The 18,493-nt window shown below is 69.4% G+C and carries 19 protein-coding genes; 15 read left to right on the top strand and 4 right to left on the bottom strand.

Going from position 1 to position 18,493, the window contains the following annotated elements; all coding sequences use genetic code 11:
• The first annotated feature begins 28 nt into the window (after positions 1-28).
• The 6 genes from BAY61_RS13575 (at position 29) to BAY61_RS13600 (ending at position 5,417) form a co-directional block, all read left to right on the top strand.
• The gene (locus BAY61_RS13575) at positions 29-754 is read left to right on the top strand and encodes a FadR/GntR family transcriptional regulator (protein ID WP_091797824.1); all 726 of its coding nucleotides are present in this window, start codon (positions 29-31) and stop codon (positions 752-754) included.
• Entirely contained in the window at positions 751-1,896 is a 1,146-nt protein-coding gene (dgoD, locus tag BAY61_RS13580) for a galactonate dehydratase (protein WP_091797827.1), read from the top strand. Before BAY61_RS13575 ends, dgoD begins: the two co-directional genes overlap by 4 nt.
• 11 nt (positions 1,897-1,907) lie before the next feature.
• The gene (locus BAY61_RS13585) at positions 1,908-2,528 is read left to right on the top strand and encodes a bifunctional 4-hydroxy-2-oxoglutarate aldolase/2-dehydro-3-deoxy-phosphogluconate aldolase (RefSeq protein ID WP_091798898.1); all 621 of its coding nucleotides are present in this window, start codon (positions 1,908-1,910) and stop codon (positions 2,526-2,528) included.
• Entirely contained in the window at positions 2,521-3,438 is a 918-nt protein-coding gene (locus BAY61_RS13590) for a sugar kinase (RefSeq protein WP_091797830.1), read from the top strand. Before BAY61_RS13585 ends, BAY61_RS13590 begins: the two co-directional genes overlap by 8 nt.
• Complete coding sequence (locus BAY61_RS13595; RefSeq protein WP_091797833.1) at positions 3,435-4,307, top strand: SMP-30/gluconolactonase/LRE family protein; 873 nt, start codon at positions 3,435-3,437, stop codon at positions 4,305-4,307. The genes BAY61_RS13590 and BAY61_RS13595 overlap by 4 nt, the downstream gene beginning before the upstream one ends.
• A gap of 276 nt (positions 4,308-4,583) precedes the next feature.
• A complete protein-coding gene (locus BAY61_RS13600; protein WP_091797836.1) occupies positions 4,584-5,417 on the top strand; it encodes an NAD(P)H-binding protein in 834 nt (277 codons plus the stop codon).
• A gap of 158 nt (positions 5,418-5,575) precedes the next feature.
• On the opposite strand, the gene BAY61_RS13605 is transcribed toward BAY61_RS13600, so the two are convergent.
• Positions 5,576-7,852 (bottom strand): ATP-binding cassette domain-containing protein, encoded by a 2,277-nt coding sequence (locus tag BAY61_RS13605; RefSeq protein WP_091797839.1) that lies wholly within the window; start codon positions 7,850-7,852, stop codon positions 5,576-5,578.
• Positions 7,853-7,931: 79 nt separating this feature from the next.
• Between BAY61_RS13605 and BAY61_RS13610 the strand changes: the two genes are divergently transcribed.
• Positions 7,932-8,735: a TetR/AcrR family transcriptional regulator gene (locus tag BAY61_RS13610; protein WP_091798900.1), complete on the top strand. Its 804-nt coding sequence runs from the start codon at positions 7,932-7,934 to the stop codon at positions 8,733-8,735.
• Here the strand turns inward: BAY61_RS13610 and BAY61_RS13615 are convergent.
• Positions 8,728-9,258, bottom strand: a complete 531-nt coding sequence (locus BAY61_RS13615) for a TrmH family RNA methyltransferase (RefSeq protein ID WP_091797842.1) — start codon at positions 9,256-9,258, stop codon at positions 8,728-8,730. The genes BAY61_RS13610 and BAY61_RS13615 overlap by 8 nt on opposite strands.
• A gap of 281 nt (positions 9,259-9,539) precedes the next feature.
• A complete protein-coding gene (locus tag BAY61_RS13620; protein WP_091797846.1) occupies positions 9,540-9,875 on the bottom strand; it encodes a hypothetical protein in 336 nt (111 codons plus the stop codon).
• Positions 9,876-10,581: 706 nt separating this feature from the next.
• On the opposite strand from BAY61_RS13620, the gene BAY61_RS13625 reads away from it, so the two are divergent.
• From BAY61_RS13625 to BAY61_RS13655, 8 genes are all read left to right on the top strand, one after another.
• A complete protein-coding gene (locus BAY61_RS13625; protein ID WP_219341111.1) occupies positions 10,582-11,283 on the top strand; it encodes a hypothetical protein in 702 nt (233 codons plus the stop codon).
• The gene (locus tag BAY61_RS33350; RefSeq protein ID WP_146225273.1) at positions 11,280-11,582 is read left to right on the top strand and encodes a hypothetical protein; all 303 of its coding nucleotides are present in this window, start codon (positions 11,280-11,282) and stop codon (positions 11,580-11,582) included. The genes BAY61_RS13625 and BAY61_RS33350 overlap by 4 nt, the downstream gene beginning before the upstream one ends.
• 220 nt (positions 11,583-11,802) lie before the next feature.
• On the top strand, positions 11,803-14,067 hold the full coding sequence (locus tag BAY61_RS13630) for a xanthine dehydrogenase family protein molybdopterin-binding subunit (protein ID WP_091797851.1): 2,265 nt from the start codon (positions 11,803-11,805) through the stop codon (positions 14,065-14,067).
• Complete coding sequence (locus tag BAY61_RS13635; protein WP_091797854.1) at positions 14,068-14,535, top strand: (2Fe-2S)-binding protein; 468 nt, start codon at positions 14,068-14,070, stop codon at positions 14,533-14,535.
• Complete coding sequence (locus BAY61_RS13640; protein WP_091797858.1) at positions 14,532-15,344, top strand: FAD binding domain-containing protein; 813 nt, start codon at positions 14,532-14,534, stop codon at positions 15,342-15,344. The genes BAY61_RS13635 and BAY61_RS13640 overlap by 4 nt, the downstream gene beginning before the upstream one ends.
• A gap of 107 nt (positions 15,345-15,451) precedes the next feature.
• A complete protein-coding gene (locus BAY61_RS13645) occupies positions 15,452-16,279 on the top strand; it encodes an alpha/beta fold hydrolase (RefSeq protein WP_091797861.1) in 828 nt (275 codons plus the stop codon).
• Positions 16,279-16,863 carry a TetR/AcrR family transcriptional regulator gene (locus BAY61_RS13650; protein WP_091797863.1) on the top strand — a complete coding sequence of 195 codons (585 nt, stop codon included), beginning with the start codon at positions 16,279-16,281 and terminating at the stop codon, positions 16,861-16,863. The genes BAY61_RS13645 and BAY61_RS13650 overlap by 1 nt, the downstream gene beginning before the upstream one ends.
• Before the next feature lies 1 nt (position 16,864).
• Positions 16,865-17,335, top strand: coding sequence for a DUF4260 family protein (locus tag BAY61_RS13655; protein ID WP_091797866.1), 471 nt, complete (start codon positions 16,865-16,867; stop codon positions 17,333-17,335).
• Here BAY61_RS13655 and BAY61_RS13660 read toward each other — a convergent pair.
• Complete coding sequence (locus tag BAY61_RS13660) at positions 17,266-18,480, bottom strand: dipeptidase (RefSeq protein ID WP_091797869.1); 1,215 nt, start codon at positions 18,478-18,480, stop codon at positions 17,266-17,268. The genes BAY61_RS13655 and BAY61_RS13660 overlap by 70 nt on opposite strands.
• Positions 18,481-18,493: the final 13 nt, after the last annotated feature.

Below are 18,493 nucleotides of genomic sequence, written 5' to 3' on the forward strand. Positions count from 1 at the left end.
CGACAGGGCAGTCGGGGAGGAGCGGTTCATGAGTGCCTACAGCGGCCGGGGCGTGCACGGGCAGACGGTGTCGACGCTCGGCGCGCGCATCGTGTCGGGGGAGATCGCGGAGAGCGACGTGATCGACCTCGCCGCGCTCGGGCAGGATCTGGACGTCAGCATGACCGCGTTGCGTGAGGCCATCAAGGTACTGGCGGCCAAGGGATTGGTGGAGGCACGGCAGAAACGCGGCACCTACGTGCGGGCCCGTGAACACTGGAATCTGCTTGACGCCGACGTGATCCGCTGGCGCAGCGACGCGGGCGACACCGCTGCCGTGCTGCACGACCTGGCCGAGGTGCGTGCCGTCGTGGAACCGGCCGCCGCGGCCATGGCCGCGCTGCGGCGCGACGACCGTGATCTCGCCGAACTGGAGGCGGCGCTGGCCGAGATGGTCGAGGCAGTCGGCGCGGGCGCCGCCGCCGAGGTCGCGGCCGACCTGCGCTGGCACCGCGCGCTGCTGCGGGCCACCCACAACGAGATGCTTGCCAGGATGGACGTGTTCATCGAACCCGCGCTGCGGTTGCGCGACGTGCTCGTGCACACGCACAGCGCCGACGATCCCGTGCCGAGTCACGCCGTGGTGGTCGACGCGATCCGGCTGCGCGACCCCGACGCCGCCTCGGCCGCCGTGACCGCGTTGCTGGACAAGGCGGCCCAGGACGTCGCCGGTGTCATCGACGAGCCCGACGAGAGAGAGACGCACAGCGAGTGAAGATCACCTCCGTAGAGACGTTCCTGGTGCCGCCGAGGTGGCTGTTCTGCAAGATCGCCACCGACGAGGGCATCGTCGGCTGGGGCGAGCCGGTCGTCGAGGGAAGGGCCGAGACCGTCCGTGCCGCCGTCGGCGAACTGTCAGATCTGTTGCTCGGCAAGGATCCCCTGCGCGTCGAGGACCTGTGGCAGCTGATGACCAAGGCCGTGTTCTACCGGGGCGGCCCGGTGCTCTCCAGCGCCGTCGCCGGACTCGACCAGGCGCTGTGGGACATTCTCGGCAAGTCGCTCGGGGCGCCCGTGCACCAGTTGCTCGGCGGCGCGGTACGGGACGAGGTTCGTGTCTACGGCTGGATCGGCGGTGACGAACCGTCGGCCGTCGCCGAGGCCGCCGCCGAGCAGGTGGCCTCGGGGCTCACCGCCGTGAAGATGAACGCCGCCGGCAGGATCGGCAGGCTGCCTGGCAAGCACGAGGTCGACGGTGTGGTCGCCAGGCTCGCCGCCGTGCGCGACGTTCTCGGTGACGAGCGGGACGTCGCCGTCGATTTCCACGGCCGGTTCGGGGTGGCCGCCGCGCGCAGGGTGATCCCCGAACTCGCCCCGCTGCATCCGCTGTTCGTCGAGGAACCCGTGCTGCCCGAGTACACGCACCGGCTCTGCGACGTGGTTTCCGTGAGCCCTGTTCCGGTCGCCTGTGGTGAACGGCTCTACTCGCGCACCGACTTCCTTCCCGCGCTGCAGGCGGGGATCGCGGTCGCGCAACCGGACCTCTCGCACGCGGGCGGCATCTCCGAGGTGCGCCGCATCGGCGCGCTCGCGGAGACCTTCGACGCGCTGCTGGCCCCGCATTGCCCGCTCGGCCCGCTCGCGCTCGCGGCGAGCCTTCAGGTCGCGTTCGCGACACCGAACTTCCTGATCCAGGAACAGAGCATCGGCATCCACTACAACACCGGAGCCGAACTGCTCGACTACGTACTCGACCGGGCTCCGTTCGCCTTCCCCGGCGGCGCGATCCGCCGCTGGGAAGCTCCGGGACTCGGGGTCGACATCGACGAGAACGCCGTGCGCGAGGCCGACCGCGCGGGGCACAGGTGGCGGCCGCCGGTGTGGCGGCACGACGACGGATCGTTCGCGGAATGGTGACCGGAGGCGACATGGATTTGAGCGGACTGCTGGCCGAGTACCGGCTGATGGCGATCATCCGGGGCGACGACCCCTCGGCGTGCGAGCGCACAGCCGAGGTGCTGGTCGAGTCCGGCGTTCGGTTGCTGGAGGTGTCGCTCACCTCGGCGGACGCGCTGGATGTGCTGGCACGGATCGCAGCGAGGCTCGGCTCCGGCGCGCACATCGGAGCGGGCACCGTGCTCACCGAACGCGACGCTCGGGACGCGCGCGAGGCGGGCGCGACCTTCGCGGTCACCCCCGCGCTCGGCGAGGGGGTCGACGCGGCACTGAAACTGGGGATGCCCGTGCTGGCGGGGGCGATGACACCCACCGAAGTGCTCGCCGCGCATCGTGCGGGCGCGACGGCGGTGAAACTGTTCCCAGCGGGCGAACTCGGCCCGGGTTACCTCAAGGCGCTGCGCGACCCGTTCCCCCACGTGCCGATGGTGCCAGTCGGCGGCGTCGGTCTCGACGACCTGCGCGCCTACCTCGCGGCGGGCGCGCTCGCCGTCGGCGTTGGTAGCCCGCTGGCTGGCGACGCCCCGAACGGTGGGGACCTCGACGGGCTGCGGCGCAGGGCGGCCGAGTTCGTGGCGGTGGCCCGTGGCTGAGGTCGTCACCCTCGGCGAGACCATGGTCGCCATGCGGGCGGAAGGTCTGCTGCGATTGGGAACCACGCTGCGGGCCTCCATCGCGGGCGCGGAGTCGACGGTGGCCATCGGGCTGAGCAGGCTCGGCCACTCCACGCGCTGGGCGAGCAGGGTCGGCAGGGACGAACCGGGCGAGCTGGTGCTGCGCACCCTGCGCGCCGAAGGCGTCGACGTGTCCACTGTGGAATACGAAGACGCTCCGACCGGACTGATCCTGTTCGAGCAGCGGCTTCCCGATGTCACCAGGGTGCAGTACTACCGCACGAACTCCGCGGGCTCCCTGCTGACCGAGGCCGACGTGAACGCGGCGCTGTCCGAGGCACCGAGGCTGGTGCACCTCACCGGGATCACCCCCGCGCTAGGGGAAGGGCCTCGGGCCGCCGTCGATGCCGCGATCGACAGGGCCGGAAACCTGGGCGCGACGGTGAGTGTCGACGTCAACTTCCGGTCGCGGCTATGGAGCGCGGAGCAGGCGGCGGAAGTGCTGACCCCGCTGGCGCACAGGGCGGGCGTGGTGATCGGCTCCGAGGAAGAACTCGATCTGGTCGGCGGCGTCGAACGGCTGCTGGCCTCCGGAGTCGGCGAGGTGGTGATCAAGCAGGGCGCGGCGGGTGCTTCGGCACGCACGGCCGAGGGCGCGTGGAGCGCGCGGGGTCATCGGGTCGCCGTTGTGGACTCCGTCGGCGCCGGTGACGCCTTCACCAGCGGCTACCTTTCGGCTCTGCTCGACGGTCTGGCCGTGCCGGAGCGGCTGGCCCGCGGCAACGCCTGCGGCGCGTTCGCGGTCGCCACCTCCGGTGACTGGGAGGGCCTGCCGACCCGTGCCGAACTGGGGCTGCTGACGATGACCGAGGGAGTGGCGTTGCGATGACCGAACGGGTGCCGTGGACGGCGTGGCCGGGGCAGCGGTTCGAACTTGGCGAAGGCGCGCGCGTATTCGACGGCCGCCTGTCCGTTGTGGACATTCTGAGCGGGCGGTTGTTCGAACTGCCGGGCGATGGTGCGGCCGGGCCACGGTTGCTGGTGTCGCTTGAGGAACCACTCGGCGCCGTCGCGAAGCTCGCCGGTGGCGGGTGGATCGCGGCGGCTGGCACCGGAATCGCCGTGCTCGGCGAAAACGGGACAGTGCGCTGGCTCGCGCGGCCCGAGGACGGTGCCACCACACCGATGCGGATGAACGACGGGGTCGCCGATCCCGGCGGCAGGTTCTGGGCCGGCAGCATGGCCTGCGACGGCACCTCCGGCGCGGGGTCGGTGTACCGGGTCGGCACCGAAGGGACGGTTCGCCGGGTGCTGGACGGGTACACCGTGCCCAACGGGCCCGCGTTCACCGCCGACGGCGCGACGATGTACCTGGCCGACAGCGCCGAGGGGATCATCTACCGGTTCGCGGTGGACCCGGACACCGGGGATCCGGGGGAGCGCGAGGTCTTCGCGACGGTCGAGGGCGCCAGCCCGGACGGGATGACCGTCGACGCGGAGGGATTCCTGTGGTCGGCGATGTGGGGTGGCGGCGAAGTACGCAGGTACGCGCCGGACGGTGAACTGGCCGAGCGGCTGCCGGTCCCGGTGACGCAGCCGACGAGTGTGTGCCTCACCGGCGAGCGGCTGGTCGTCACCTCGGCGACCGTGGGGCTGGCCGAACCCGGTGACCTCGACGGCGCGGTGCTGTCGGCGCCGTGCGCGACACCGGGCGTCGAGGACCGGCAGGCCCGCATCGCGATCCCGCTCGACCGGTGACGCGCCGCCGGCCCGCGATGGAGCAGGCTGCCGCGGCGCGTGGAGGTTTCCTGACTTGTGGACGATGCGTGGATTGTCCCTCGCGCGTGGCTGAAACCCGGCCTTCGGCCCACCCGACCCGAATTGCGGATCACCGGCGAGCAGTACCGGAAATCGGTTCGACGCGCACATAGAAATGCGCATGATTCAGATCATAAAGCGAGGAATATGCGGGGAGCCTGTGAAGGTTCGTACCCTCGATTCCGTACGGGTATCGAACTGAAGGGGCTCCACGGCATGACATTTCTCGTTACCGGTGCTACGGGCAGCGTAGGTCGGCTGGTAGTCGACCGGCTCAGGGCAGCGGGAGCGCCCGTCAGGGCATTGACCAAGAACCCGAGGAAGGCCGCACTTCCCGCGGACGTCGAGGTGATCGAGGGTTACCTCGGCGAGTTGGACACCTTGCCACCGGCGCTCGAAGGCGTCGAGCGGATGTACCTCGCACCGCTGCCCGGCACCGTGCACGATGTCGTCGACATGGCGAAAAGGGCGGGTGTGCGCCGGATTGTGGCGCTGTCCCAGATCGATGCCGACAGGGAGGCTGAACGCGACGAGAGCGAGTGGCACTATCACGCGATCGAAAAGGCGGTAGAGAACTCCGGTCTCGAATGGACGTGCCTGCGCGTCGGTCAGTTCTTCATCAATTCATTGGACTGGGCTGACCAGATCAAGGGCGACGGTGCGGTGAAGGGGGCCTACGGCGCCGCTACCTATGCACCGATCGACCTCGGCGATATTGCCGCCACGGCGGCGGCCACGCTGCTGGAAGACGGTCATCACGGCAAGAAGTACATGCTGACCGGTCCCGAAAGCCTCAAGCGGACCGACATGGTGCGGATCATCGGCGAGGTGATCGGCAGGGACATCCGGTTCGTCGAGCAAACCAGGGAAGAGGCGTACAAGGAGATGTACGACGCGGGCTGGGGTGAGGCCGCCGATTGGATGCTCGACCTCGACGCGCGGTTCACCGAGCACCCGGAGGTCGCGCTGCCGACCTTCGAGCGGATCAACGGCCGCGGAGGGACGACGTTCGCGGAGTTCATCGCCGGCAACGCCGACAAACTGCGCTAGCGCGCGGGACGACGGCGCCGGGCCGCCACCGTCTGCCGAACGAGGCCGCGGCGTCAAAAGCTGTGCGGGGCCTGTTGCGCGTACCCGGGTTCGGTCACCGTCCGGCAGCCGCCCGCCCTCAGGGCGTGGGCAGGCACCCGCCTGCCCACGCCCTGAGGTCAGTCGGTGCCCACGTACTCCCTGAGGTGACGGGCCGTGAGGGTGTCCGCGCCCGCGACCAGCTCTGCCGGCGTCCCCGTGAACACCACCTGCCCACCGTCCTGCCCGGCACCGGGACCGAGGTCGATGATCCAGTCCGCGTGAGCCATCACCGCCTGGTGGTGCTCGATCACCACGACGGTGTTGCCGTCGTCGACGAGCCGGTCGAGCAGGCCGAGCAACTGGTCCACGTCGGCCAGATGCAGGCCGGTGGTCGGCTCGTCCAGCACATAGGTCGCCGCCTTCTCCGCCATCCGGATCGCGAGCTTGAGCCGCTGGCGCTCGCCGCCGGACAGGGTGGTCAACGGCTGCCCAAGGCCGAGATAACCGAGCCCGACGTCGACGAGCCGGTTCAGGATCACGCCGGCCTGCCCGTCGGGGAAGAACTCGCGGGCCCGGCCGATGGACATGCCGAGAATTTCGCTGATGTTCTTGCCCCGCAACGTATACGTCAGCACCTCGGGGATGAATCGGTTACCGGCGCATTCCTCGCACACGGTCGCCACGCCTGCCATCATCGCCAGGTCGGTGTAGACGAGGCCGATGCCTTTGCAGTTGGGGCACGCGCCTTCGGAGTTGGCGCTGAACAATCCCGGCTTGACACCGTTGGCCTTCGCGAACGCCGACCGGATGGGATCGAGCAGCCCGGTGTAGGTCGCCGGGTTGCTGCGCCGCGATCCCCTGATCGCCGACTGGTCGACCACGACGACCCCGTCCCGTGGGGACAGCGAACCGTGGATGAGCGAACTCTTGCCCGATCCCGCGACGCCGGTGACGACCGTGAGAACGCCGAGCGGGATGTCGACGTTCACGTCCTTGAGATTGTGCAGCGTTGCTCCGGTGATGGGCAGCCACGCGGCGGGAGTTCTCGGCCGCGCGCGCGGCGAAGCCCTGTGCCCGAGGTGCCTTCCGGTGAGCGTGCCCGACGCGCGCAGCCCGGCCACATCGCCCGCGTAGCACAGTGTTCCGCCGGCCGAGCCCGCTCCGGGGCCGAGGTCGACGACGTGGTCGGCGATGGCGACGGTTTCCGGTTTGTGTTCGACGACGAGGACGGTGTTTCCCTTGTCCCGCAAGCGAAGCAGCAGGTCGTTCATACGCTGGATGTCGTGCGGGTGCAGTCCGACGGTCGGCTCGTCGAAGACGTAGGTGACGTCGGTGAGACTGGATCCGAGGTGGCGCACCATCTTGACCCGTTGCGCCTCCCCTCCGGAGAGGGTTCCGGACTCGCGGTCGAGACTCAGGTAGCCGAGTCCGATCTCGACGAGCGAGTCGAGGGTCTCGCTCAACGTCGCGGCGAGCGGGGCCACCGACGGTTCGGAAATGCCCTTGACGAACACGGCGAGGTCGCTGATCTGCATGGCGGCGCAGTCGGCGATGTTGCGCCCGTGGATCTTCGCCGACAGCGCAGCCTCGTTGAGCCTGCTGCCGCCGCACATCTTGCAGGTGGTGAACGTGACCGCCTTGTCGACGAAGGCGCGGATGTGGCTCTGCATCGACTCGCGATCCTTGCCGAGGTAGAGCCGCCGCACCTTGACCATCAGTCCCTCGTAGGTGATCGTGCTGCCGCCCTGTTTGATCTTCGTGGTCGGCTTGTACAGCAGGTCGTCCCACTGGGTGTCGGTGTAGTCCTTGAGCGGGAGGTCGGGGTCCACGAGGCCCGATCCGGCGAGCACTTGCAGGTACCACGAACCCACCGCGAAGTTGGGGGCGAGGACGGCGCCCTCGTTGAGCGAGCGTTCGACATCGACGACGTGTGTGAGGTCGATGTCGGTCGCCTGGCCGAGCCCTTCGCATTCGGTGCACATGCCTTCGGTGCTGTTGAAGCTGAAGGCGGTCGAGGTACCGACGTGCGGGACGCCGACGCGGCTGAAGATGATGCGCAGCATGGTGTGCGCGTCGGTGGCCGTGCCGACCGTCGACCGGGAATTGGCGCCCATCCGCTCCTGGTCGACGACGATGGCCGCGCTGAGATTGCGGAGCGCGTCGACGTCGGGCCGCCCGAGGCTCGGCATGAACGACTGGATGAAGGCCGTGTACGTCTCGTTGATCAGCCGCTGGGACTCGGCGGCGATGGTGCCGAAGACGAGCGAGGACTTCCCTGATCCGGAGACGCCGGTGAACACGGTGAGACGGCGTTTGGGGATGTCGAGGGAGATGTCGGCCAGGTTGTTCTCCCTCGCTCCTCTGACCTCGATGAGGTCATGGCTGTCCGCGGCAGGCTGCGGTGAAGAGCCCATGCGTTACCCCCGGTAGTTTATGGTGTAAAAAGATGTCAGAGGGCAGGATACTTTACAGCATAAAGGGATGGTGTCTCAGGTGGTCGTCTTCGCGGCACAGGGGGACCCTCGGCGGTCGATGTCGTTGCTGTGGAGGGAAAAATCCGGCGATCGGATCAAGAAGGGGCCGGGACCGAAGCCGGGACTCAGCGTCGACCTGATCGTGGAGACCGCCATTTCACTCGCCGACGAGCGCGGACTTCCCGCGCTGTCGATGAGGTCGGTGGGGGAGTCGCTTGGCCGCACGGCCATGGCGCTCTACACCTACGTGCCGAGCAAGACCGAACTGCTCGACCTCATGTACGACTCCGTGCACGCCGAACTTCCCGTTCGCTACGACACCGGGGCGGGCTGGCGCGCGGCGCTCACCGAGTGGGCCGAGGACCTGTGGCGGTTCTACCTTCGCCATCCGTGGGTGTTGCAGGTGTCCCAGGCGAGGCCGGTGCTCGGCCCGCACGAGTACGCGGGCCTCGATGCGGTGCTCGGCATCGTCACCGAGACCGGGATGGCGGCCAGGCGGATACCGCCGACCATCGGAGTGCTGTTCCACTTCGTCAAGGGAGCCGCCCGCAACGTCGCCGAGGCGCGCCAGGCCGGACAGCTCACCGGAGTGTCCGATGAGGACTGGTGGTTTCCGAGATCGGCGATGCTGGACGAGGTCGCGCCCGACTTCGAGGCGCGGTTCCCCGTCGTCGCCAAACTGGCGAGCGAGGGCGCCTTCGACGTCGACCACGATTCGGAGGGGTCCTACCTTGAGCGCGAAGGACGGCAGGCGTTCGAGGCCGGTCTCGTGCTGGTGCTCGACGGCCTTGAGAAAGCGGCGGAGCGAGGCCCTGCTACATGAGTCCGGCCAGTTTGTAGAGCACGAGTGATCCGGCGACCGCGACGTTGAGCGATTGACCGTGGCCCACCATCGGTATTTCGACGGCCCCGTCGAGCAGGTCGAGCGCTTCGGCGGGAATGCCGTCCTGTTCGTGCCCCAGTACCGCGACCGTCGGCGTGCGGGCCGCGGGAAGGTCGCCGAGCCGGGTGGCTTCGTCGGCCAGTTCGACACCGATGAGCCGCCAGCCCGCTTCGCGTCGTCCCGCCAGCCATCCCGCCGGGTCGCCGGTCGTGTGCACGCAGGTGGGCTTGCGCAGGGTGTTTCCGCGTGCGAGTGCCTCCGGAACCCAGGGAAACCGGGGGACGGCGAGGCATGCGCCGACGGCGTCACAGGTTCGCAGGAGGGTACCGAGGTTGGCGCCGTGCAGCGGCCACAACGGTGCCGCGACGAGATGCCCCCAGCACCGGTGGGTTCGCCGTCGGCGGTTCGCCGCGATCTCGGAGCGGGTGCGAGGCCGGATGGCGTTCCGGCGCGGCCCGCTCACCTGGCGGGGGAGATCGCCTCCCCTCGCGTGCCGATTCGCGGCGCGGGCCGCCCTTCGGTCGATCGTGCGGGGTTTCCCGCGACGTGCTGATCAGACTCGGTGATCATGGATGTGGGTGCTTCGCGGCGCACCCGGGGCCATCGACGGTGACATCGAGAGTCGTGCCAGCGGGCAGGGTACCTCACCCGGCGGCTTTCTCACACCGCTCGACGCGTTCCGAGCGCGGATCTCGCGCGCACGAGTGCGGATCTCGGCGCCCTGGGCGGGGGACTCGCGGCGGGTCAGTCCTCCTGCCAGGCGAACTCGTGGATCCGGTCGATCGCGGTCCGGCAGGCGCGCAAGATCGCGTACCGGTCCCAGCCCAGCCGGGGAAAGGTCACCGACTCCAGTTCGGCAACCTCCTTGCGGAGGTACTGTTCCAGCGCCGCCAGATCGCGCCGAGACACCCGCAGCACCCATTGCGGTCCCGCTCTGCGGCGGTAGCTGTTGCCGCGCACCCTTTCCCACTGTCGCGGGTCGTCCTTGGGCCAGGTGCTCTCGCTCGCGACCCGCAAGGTGAGCACGGGCAACGCGACGGTCACGACGTGCTCGGGGTCGTGCCATGGCCGCTTCTGCACAGGTACCTTCCCGGCCGACGGGTGCTCGATAGTGCACTATAAGGGCGTTTCGGCGGAATTGGCGGCTGGCGAACGGCGGCGGTTTTTCACCTGACATGCACTGGGCAAGCAGCTGAGGCCGACCGGTACCCCCGGGGAACCGGCCGACCGAATCACGGTGGTCACACTGGTGGAGGAGCAGTGTCACCACGGCACGGGAAGAATAGGGGTCGCTACTGGCGGTCTCCAGTGGGCGTTTTTCATTATCTGAACGCTGGATCGGCCGAACGGAGCAAACTTAGCGCCCGCTCAGTCCAGTGGCTTTCCGCTCGGTGTCAGGAGAAAATGCCTGCCGAGGTCGTTGCGCGACCCGGATGAACGGGGTGCCGCGTTCCCTCATCCAGGCGAAGCATGGCCGAGACAGCGGACAGGACTCCCTTTCCGTGGCAGGGTAGTCCGGGCTGCCCGTGGCGACACATGGAGTGCGGGCCGTCGCCCCGCCAAGACCCCGGGGCGGTCGACGTTGCCACGGCATTCGCAGGGATACGGATGCACTGCCTTCGTGCGCGTCGTATCCCCACACTCGCCGTGGTTATGGCGGGAAAACAGGGCGGGCGTGTGGGAGCCGTGGGTCGCGGGCGGCGCGAGCGCTCATGGATGCCGGGCGAGGCGACCGGCTGAGCGTGCGCCGCCGACACCCATGTCCACAACGGACAGTGAGGGAGGAATGCGCGATATGAGATATCGGGCACGGCTGGGGCCGAAAGGCACGATGCGGGCGGAGCGAGCCGCTCCTCCCGGGGTTCCGGTGAGCGAGCACGGCCAGCGGGGAGCTCGCGGGCTGCTGGTCGACATCATGGCCGCCGTCGAAAGGCAACACCAGGCGGAGGGCTGGCATCTGACGGCGCCCGTGCTGTACCGGGTGTGCGTGCGGGACTCGGTGCTCGCCTTGCCACCGGGCGAGCCGGCGCCCATCGACGTCGGGCCGATCCGGTTGCCTGCCGCCGATTCGGAGAAGGGAAGCCTCGTGGCCTTCGCCGATCTGATGGAGCGGGCCGCCGGAAGGCAGCCGCTGAACGACAGGGTGTGGCGCGTCGCCTACCCGAGCAAACCGCTGGCGCATCTGGCCGTCGTCGAGGCATATCACAACGTCGACTATCCGCCGGAGGAACTGGCGAAGCTGCATGCGACGGGGCGGACGCTGGCCGATGTTCCCGACAGTGCCGAGATCCGGCTGGTGCTCGCGGCCACGGAGGACCGGGCGTTCGCGGTGTGGCGGCAGCGGGGCGACCTGCCGATGTTCCACCCCGTGACCGGGTCCGTGCCGGAGGGAAGGGCGCTGGCGGATCAGCTCGCGCGCATGCAGAAGGCGGCGTGCGTGCTCCATGACCGCTGCGCGATGGCGGTGCCGCCTGCTCCGACCGCGTGAACGAGATTCCCGGCAAAGGGAGCTTCAACGACGCGTGCTGCACCCGAGGCCGCCCGAACACCGGGGCCACCAGCATCCCGGCGCGGGACGGTGCCGCGCGGGATCGCTACCGTTGCGGCGAGTGCCTTGACGCGTTTGGCGGTACTCGTGCCGTCGCTGCCGAACATGGCCTGGGCGGCCGATCGAGCACGGGACGCGTGGCCATCATCGCCGAGCGGCCGGACGTGGTCCGTCCGGCGGTCATCTCGGACTTCTGGGTCCGTTACCGCGCGCGTTCCGCTGAGTCCACAGTGGACTAGACGGTGCCGGAACAGTGCCCCGTTCGCCGTGGCAGTGCTTCGGCGGGCGACGTGCGCGCGTTCGGTGCCTCGACGGCGACCGGAATTTTCGCGCCGCCGCGGGCTCGAACATGGCTCCACCCGGTGATTCCCCTTCCGCTCAACGGAAACCCGGGCTCCGATCCGCGACGCGCGGGGGCGTGGAGGGGCATGATCGCAGCGAGAGCCGAAGGGAGCCCGGATGAGCATCGTCGGCACCAGAGTGGTCAGGGTCGAGGACGGCACGCTGATCACCGCCGGTGGCACTTACGTCGAGGATCTGCGGGAGGAGGCGCTCGCCGGGGCCGCGCACGCGGTGTTCGTGCGTAGCCCGCTCGCCCACGCGCGCATCACCGGCATCGACACGTCGGCGGCGCTTGCCGCGCCGGGGGTGCTCGCCGTGTTCACGGCGAGCGACGTCGATCTGCCTGCCCAGCCCGCGGGGCCGGTTCCGCAGCCATGGCTGGCCGACGGGGTCGTGCGGTATGTCGGCGAGCCGGTGGCACTGGTGCTGACCGAGCGGCGTTACCAGCTCGCCGACGCCGCGGAGCTGGTCGACGTCGACTACGACCCGCTTCCGGCTGTGGCGAGCATCGAGGCCGCGCTCGCTGGTGAGACCGTCGTACACGCCGAACTCGACGGCAACGTCGCCCAGGCCAACGGCCTCGCTCCGGACGGCTTCGACGACAACGCCTTCGACGGCTGCGAGGTCGTCGTCGAGCAGACGATCGTCAACCAGCGAGTCGCTCCAGCGCCGCTGGAGGCGCGGGGCTCCGCCTGCGCTTGGACTGCCGAAGGGCGGCTCACCTGCTGGCTGTCGACGCAGAACCCGCAGATCGCGAGGATGTCCGTCGCCGCGGCCCTTGGCATCGGCGAGGACGAGGTGCGGATCGTGGCGCCCGACGTGGGAGGTGGCTTCGGCGCCAAGATCGGCGCCGACCCGGAGGCGGTGCTGCTCGCGTGGGCGTCGAGGGCGGCCGGAAGACCGGTGCGCTGGGCCGAGACCCGCAGCGAGAACCTCACCGCGATGACTCACGGCAGGGCGCAGCGCAACACGGTGACCATCGGCGGACGGCGGGACGGAACCGTCGAGGTCGTGCGGCTCGACGTCGTGCAGGACGCCGGTGCCTACCCTCGCGCGCTGTTCCTGCCGACGCTGACCGAACTGATGGCCCCCGGCGTCTACCGGTTTCCCCGCGTCGAGACGGGAAGCAGAGGAGTGGTCACGACGACGACACCGGTCGCTGCCTACCGGGGCGCGGGAAGGCCGGAGGCGACGGCGGCCATCGAGCGCGGTATGGATCTGTTCGCGGCCGAGATCGGCATGGATCCGGCCGAGGTGCGCCGCGTCAACTTCATCCGGCCCGACCAGTTTCCCTACCGCACCCCGACCGGAGCCACCTACGACAGCGGTGAGTACGCCGCCGCGCTCGACAAGGTGCTCGCCGCCGCGGGCTACGACGAGCTGAGAGCCGAGCAGGCCGCGAGGCGTTCGGCTGGCGAGGTGATAGCGCTCGGGCTCGGCATCGCGGCCTACGTGGAGATCACCGGCGGCGACGCCGGAGGCGAAAGCGGCCGGATCGACATCCATCGGGACGGCAGCGTCACGGCCTACACGGGGAGTTCGCCTCACGGGCAGGGCCTTGCGACGTCGCTGGCGATGTTGTTGTCCGATCAGCTCGGGGTTCCGATGGACCGCATCACCGTGCGGCACGGCGACACCGACGAGGTGCCGAGAGGAATCGGCACGTTCGGCTCCCGGTCGTTGCAGCTCGGCGGTTCCGCGGTCAGGCAGGCCGCCGACGAGGTGCTCGCGAGGGCCGCCGGGCTGGCGGCGGAGCTGGTGGAGGCCGCTCCGGACGACATCGAACTGGACAGGGAAAACGGGCAGTGGCGGGTGCGCGGCGCCCCTGCCGGACCGGCGATCACGTGGGCCCGGCTCGCCGAGCACGCTGGCGACGACGCGTTGTCGGCCGGCGTCTGGTTCTCCGAAGGGACGCCGACGTTCCCCTTCGGCGCGCATCTGGCCGTCGTCGAGGTCGACACCCAGACCGGGAAGGTGGAGCTGCGGCGGCTCGTGGCGCTCGACGACGCCGGTCCGGTCGTCAACCCGCTCGCCTTCGAGGGCCAGCGGCACGGCGGCCTCGGTCAGGGCTCGGCGCAGGCACTGCTGGAGGTGATGAGCTACGACGAGGACGGAAACCCGACCACGGCGACGCTCGCCGACTACTCCTTCATCAGCGCCACCGAGCTGCCCGACTTCGAACTGGTGGACATGGAGACGCCGACGACCCGCAACCCGTTGGGGGTCAAGGGAATCGGGGAGGCGGCCACGATCGGCTCCACCCCCGCGGTGCACAACGCGGTGGTGGACGCGCTGTCGCACCTGGGAGTTCGCCACCTGGACATGCCGACGACGCCGCTGCGCGTGTGGCAGGCCCTTGCCCGCGCGAGGAAGGAGAGCTGAGTGAAGGTCACCATCGAGGTCAACGGCAGCGAGGTGTCCGACGAGGTCGAGGACCGCACCCTGCTCGTGCACTTCATCAGGGACAACGCCGGGCTGACGGCGACCAATGTCGGCTGCGACACCACCTCGTGCGGGGCGTGCACGGTGCTGCTCGACGGCGAGTCGGTGAAATCCTGCACGATACTCGCCGCGCAGGCGGACGGGCACGCGGTCACCACTCTGGAAGGGCTGTCCGGCGAGGGTGAGCTGCATCCCGTTCAGCGCGCCTTCCGGGATCAGCACGGCCTGCAATGCGGGTTCTGCACCCCGGGGATGATCATGGCTTCGGTGTCGCTGCTCGCGCACAATCCGAAGCCGACGCGCGAGGAGGTCCGCCACGGGCTCGAAGGAAACCTGTGCCGGTGCACCGGTTACCACAACATCGTCAACGCCGTCGTCGACGCGTCGGGACAGGAGGTGGGCAGGTGATTCCCGCCCGGTTCACCTACCTTCGGGCGGCCAGTGTCGACGAGGCGGTCGCGATGCTCGGGCAGTATGGCGACGAGGCGAAGGTGCTCGCGGGCGGGCATTCGCTGCTGCCGTTGATGAAGCTGCGCCTCGCCGCGCCCGGGGTGCTTGTCGACATCACGCCACTCGACGGTCTCCGCCAGGTGCGCCAGGAGGGCGGCGACATCGTGATCGGCGCGCTGTCTCGCTTTCACGACCTGCACGGCGATCCGGTGCTCGCCGAGCACGCCCCGCTGCTCGCGCACGTGGCGGGAGAGGTGGGTGACCAGCAGGTCCGGCATCGCGGGACGATCGGCGGCTCGCTGGTGCACGCCGACCCCGCCGCCGATCTTTCCGCGGCCGTGCTGGCCTGTGATGGGGCGCTCGTCGTCTCGGGACCGCAAGGGCGGCGCGAGATCCCGGCGGCGGAGTTCTTCCTGGGTCCCTTCACGACTCCGCTCGAACCCGACGAACTGCTGACCGAGATCAGGGTTCCCGCGAGGGCCGGAACCGGCTGGGGGTTCGAGAAGTTCCGCAGGAGGGCCATCGACTGGGCGATCGTCGGGGTCGCGGTGACCGGGACATCGGTGAGCTTGATCAACATGGCGGGCACACCGGTGAGGGCGACCGCGACGGAGCGAGCGCTCGCCGAGGGCGCGAGCCTGGCCGACGCGGCCGCGCTGGCCGCGGAGGGCACCAGCCCGGTCGAGGAGCCCCACGCGAGCACCGAGTACCGCAGGCATCTCGCGAGGGTGCTCACCGCGAGGGCCCTGGAGCGCGCCGCGGGCTGAACCGGACGCTCGCTGGACTGAACGGAGCAATCTCGCGGGCCGGGCTTGAGCCTTGAAGCTAATGCTATTAGCTTTAGGGCTATTAAAGCTAGCCCAAGGAGTCTTCGATGACCACGCCGCCGACCCGCTATCTCGACCTCGCGCATGGCCGCGTCGCCTTCGACGACACGGCCGACAGCCACGACACACCCGGGCGTCCGGTGGTGGTGTGCGTGCCGGGACTCGGCGACATCCGGGGCGTATACCGGCACCTGCGGCCGTTGCTCACCCGCGCCGGCCACCGCGTGGTGACCATGGACCTGCGCGGAGCGGGGGAGTCGAGCGCGGACTGGCCGGACTATTCGACGACCGCGGTCGCCTCGGACGTGCTGGCGCTCGTCAGGCACCTGGGCGCGGGGCCGGTCGTCTTGGTCGGCAACTCCTACACGGGAGGTGCTTCGCTGGTCGCGGCGGCCGAGGCGGGGGAGGCGTTCGCCGGGCTCGTGCTGACCGCACCGTTCGCGCGGCGACAGCCTCGGCAGCGGCTCCTCGTGCGGGTCGCGCTCGGCGTGGTCGGCAGGTTCCCCTTCGCGTGGGTCGCCTACTGGGCCTCGCTGTTCACCGGAGGAAAACCCGCCGACTTCGCCTCGGCGAGGAAGGCTCTCGCCGCGAGCCTGCGCAGACCAGGGCACATGGCGGCATTACGGGCGATGCTCGCTGCCGATCAGTCGCCCGGCGAGGCGGCCGCGCCGCGCGTGCGGTGCCCCGTGCTGGTCGTCATGGGTGGCGCCGATCCCGACTTTCCCGATCCGGTCGCCGAGGCCGACGCGGTCGCCGCCCTCGTCCCTGACGGCGCGGTGGCCATGATCAAGGGCTGCGGTCACTACCCCGCTGCCGAGGCACCCGGCGAAACCGCCGCCGTGGTACTGCCGTTCCTGCGAAAGGTGCTGGCCTGATGCCGAGAAGGGGACTGACCACGGCCCAGCTGGTGTCGGCGGCAGCCGACATCGCCGACACCGACGGTTTCGGCGCGCTGTCGCTCGCGAAGGTCGCCGCCCGCGTCGGAGTGCGGGTTCCCTCGCTGTACAAGCATGTCGGGGGGCTCGACGAGTTGCGGTGCAGGCTCGGCGTGCTGGGGGCGACCGAGCTCGCCGACGCGATCAGGGACGCGGCGGTCGGCCTCGCGGGCAGGGACGCGCTGCGCGCCTGCTGTCGCTGCTACCGCGACTACGCGCGCCGGAATCCCGGGCGCTACGCGGCGACCCAGTACCGGTTCCCCGCGACGTCGCCGCTCGGCGCCGAGTTCGCGACGCGGTCGGGCGAACTGCTCGACCTCCTGCTCGCCGTGTTGCGTGGCTACGCGCTCGACGGCGAGGACGCCATCCACGCCGCGAGACTCATTCGCAGCGGCGTACACGGCTTCGTCGTACTGGAAGAACTGGGCGGGTTCGGTCTTCCCACCGAACTCGACACCAGTTTCGACAAGGCCGTCGACATCATCGAAGCCGGACTGCGCTCACTGTCCGAGAAGGAGAATTGAGATGAGACGAATCGCCGCCGCGTTGTTCGGGCTGTTCCTGCTGGCGTTCGCCGTGTTCGAGGCCGTCAAGTACGGCGGAGTCGTCGTCCCGCTCGTCGTGGCAGGGTTCATCCTGCCCGATCTCGCCTTCTTCGCGGCGATCGGCGCTCCCGCCGAGAAGGGGCAATTGCCCCGCAGGGCCGTGCCGCTCTACAACCTGTTGCACCACTGGGCGCCGCCCGCGGTCGTGCTGGTGCTTTCGGCGACCCTGCCGATCAGTCATACCACGTTGTTGCTGTTCTTCCCTGCCGCGCTGGCCTGGCTTTCGCACATCATGCTCGACCGCGCGCTCGGTTACGGCCCGCGTACGAGGGATGGATGGCAGCGAGGCGGTTCTCCGGTGAACCGCCCCGCTGCCGGGTCTCACCAGACCTGGTCGAGCACTCGCAGGATGTTGCCGCCGAGCACCTTGCCGATCTCGTCGTCGGAGTAGTCGTGCGCGACGAGCCAGCCGGTGATGTGGTGGAACTCCTCGGCGGGGTTCTCGATGCCGTCGACGAAGTCGACCTTGTCGAACTCGGGGCCGTCGTGGGCAGCCGAGATCGAAAGGTGCTTCGCGAAGGTGTCGTGCAGGCCGACGTGGTCACCGAACAACGTGTCGGGGCCGAAGGCCACGTGGTCGATTCCCACCAGTTCGACGCAGTAGGTGAAGTGCTCCATGAACGCGTCGAGGTTGTGCGCGGGGTGGTTCGGGCTCATCGTGGTGTGCGGCGCCGCCTCGATGCCGATCACCCCACCGCGTTCCGCGCAGGCGATGATCACATCGTCCGGCTTCATCCTGCGCGTCGGCCACACCGAGCGCGCACCGGCGTGGGTGATGAAGATCGGCTGCGTGGAAGCCTTGATCGTGTCCATGCTGGTGCGGTCACCGGAGTGTGACACGTCGATGGCGATGCCGAGCTTGTTCATCCGCCGCACGGCCTTCTCGCCGAAATAGGTGAGCCCACCGTCGTACCGTTCGCGCAGTCCGGAGCCGAGGGTGTTCGACTCGCTGTAGGCGATGCCCATCTGCCGCACCCCGAAGCCGTACAGCACGTCGACCCTGTCGACCTCGTTCTGGATCGGCGTCGCCGCCTCAAGCGAGGGCACGAGCGCGATCTGCCCGTTGGCGCGGGCGTTGGCGATGTCGGAGACCCGCTCGGCCTTCACGACGAAGTCCTGCTTGGCGATGTCGGAGTAGCGCATGCCGAGATCGACGAGCACGTCCTCCCACTTCCACCCCATGGTCGAGGTGATGCAGCAGGTGCCGTCCATGAAGTTCTCGAAGACCGCGTCGATCCCGGAAAGGGACAGTCCCTCGTAGCCGGTGTGGTGGCGGCCCGTCCTGTTGTAGGAGAACGTCTCGGTGATGTCCTCAGGGAAGACGCTCGTGTGGTCGTGCAACGAGATGACGGTGTTGTCGGCGAGCAGCCGGGCGACCCGCTCCCGCTGGGTTTCGGTCAGCTCCGGGCCTCGTGAGTTCACCCTGCCGATCTCCTTGGCAAGGGTGAACTCGATGTAGTCCTCGCCTGGCGCTAGCGCGTCGAACGAGCGGTATCCCTGGTAGCGCAAGGGCTGCGCGCCGGTTTTCTCCACCATGCCGCTATGCCTT

This window comes from Prauserella marina (assembly GCF_002240355.1).
Classification (GTDB): domain Bacteria; phylum Actinomycetota; class Actinomycetes; order Mycobacteriales; family Pseudonocardiaceae; genus Prauserella_A; species Prauserella_A marina.

Excerpts from the sequence above, each read along its gene's own strand:
- BAY61_RS13575 (WP_091797824.1), top strand. The coding sequence starts at position 29 with ATGAGTGCCTACAGCGGCCGGGGCGTGCACGGGCAGACGGTGTCGACG.
- BAY61_RS13585 (WP_091798898.1), top strand. The coding sequence starts at position 1,908 with ATGGATTTGAGCGGACTGCTGGCCGAGTACCGGCTGATGGCGATCATC.
- BAY61_RS13595 (WP_091797833.1), top strand. The coding sequence starts at position 3,435 with ATGACCGAACGGGTGCCGTGGACGGCGTGGCCGGGGCAGCGGTTCGAA.
- BAY61_RS13600 (WP_091797836.1), top strand. The coding sequence starts at position 4,584 with ATGACATTTCTCGTTACCGGTGCTACGGGCAGCGTAGGTCGGCTGGTA.
- BAY61_RS13605 (WP_091797839.1), bottom strand. The coding sequence starts at position 7,852 with ATGGGCTCTTCACCGCAGCCTGCCGCGGACAGCCATGACCTCATCGAG.
- BAY61_RS13625 (WP_219341111.1), top strand. The coding sequence starts at position 10,582 with ATGCGCGATATGAGATATCGGGCACGGCTGGGGCCGAAAGGCACGATG.
- BAY61_RS13630 (WP_091797851.1), top strand. The coding sequence starts at position 11,803 with ATGAGCATCGTCGGCACCAGAGTGGTCAGGGTCGAGGACGGCACGCTG.
- BAY61_RS13645 (WP_091797861.1), top strand. The coding sequence starts at position 15,452 with ATGACCACGCCGCCGACCCGCTATCTCGACCTCGCGCATGGCCGCGTC.
- BAY61_RS13650 (WP_091797863.1), top strand. The coding sequence starts at position 16,279 with ATGCCGAGAAGGGGACTGACCACGGCCCAGCTGGTGTCGGCGGCAGCC.
- BAY61_RS13655 (WP_091797866.1), top strand. The coding sequence starts at position 16,865 with ATGAGACGAATCGCCGCCGCGTTGTTCGGGCTGTTCCTGCTGGCGTTC.
- BAY61_RS13660 (WP_091797869.1), bottom strand. The coding sequence starts at position 18,480 with ATGGTGGAGAAAACCGGCGCGCAGCCCTTGCGCTACCAGGGATACCGC.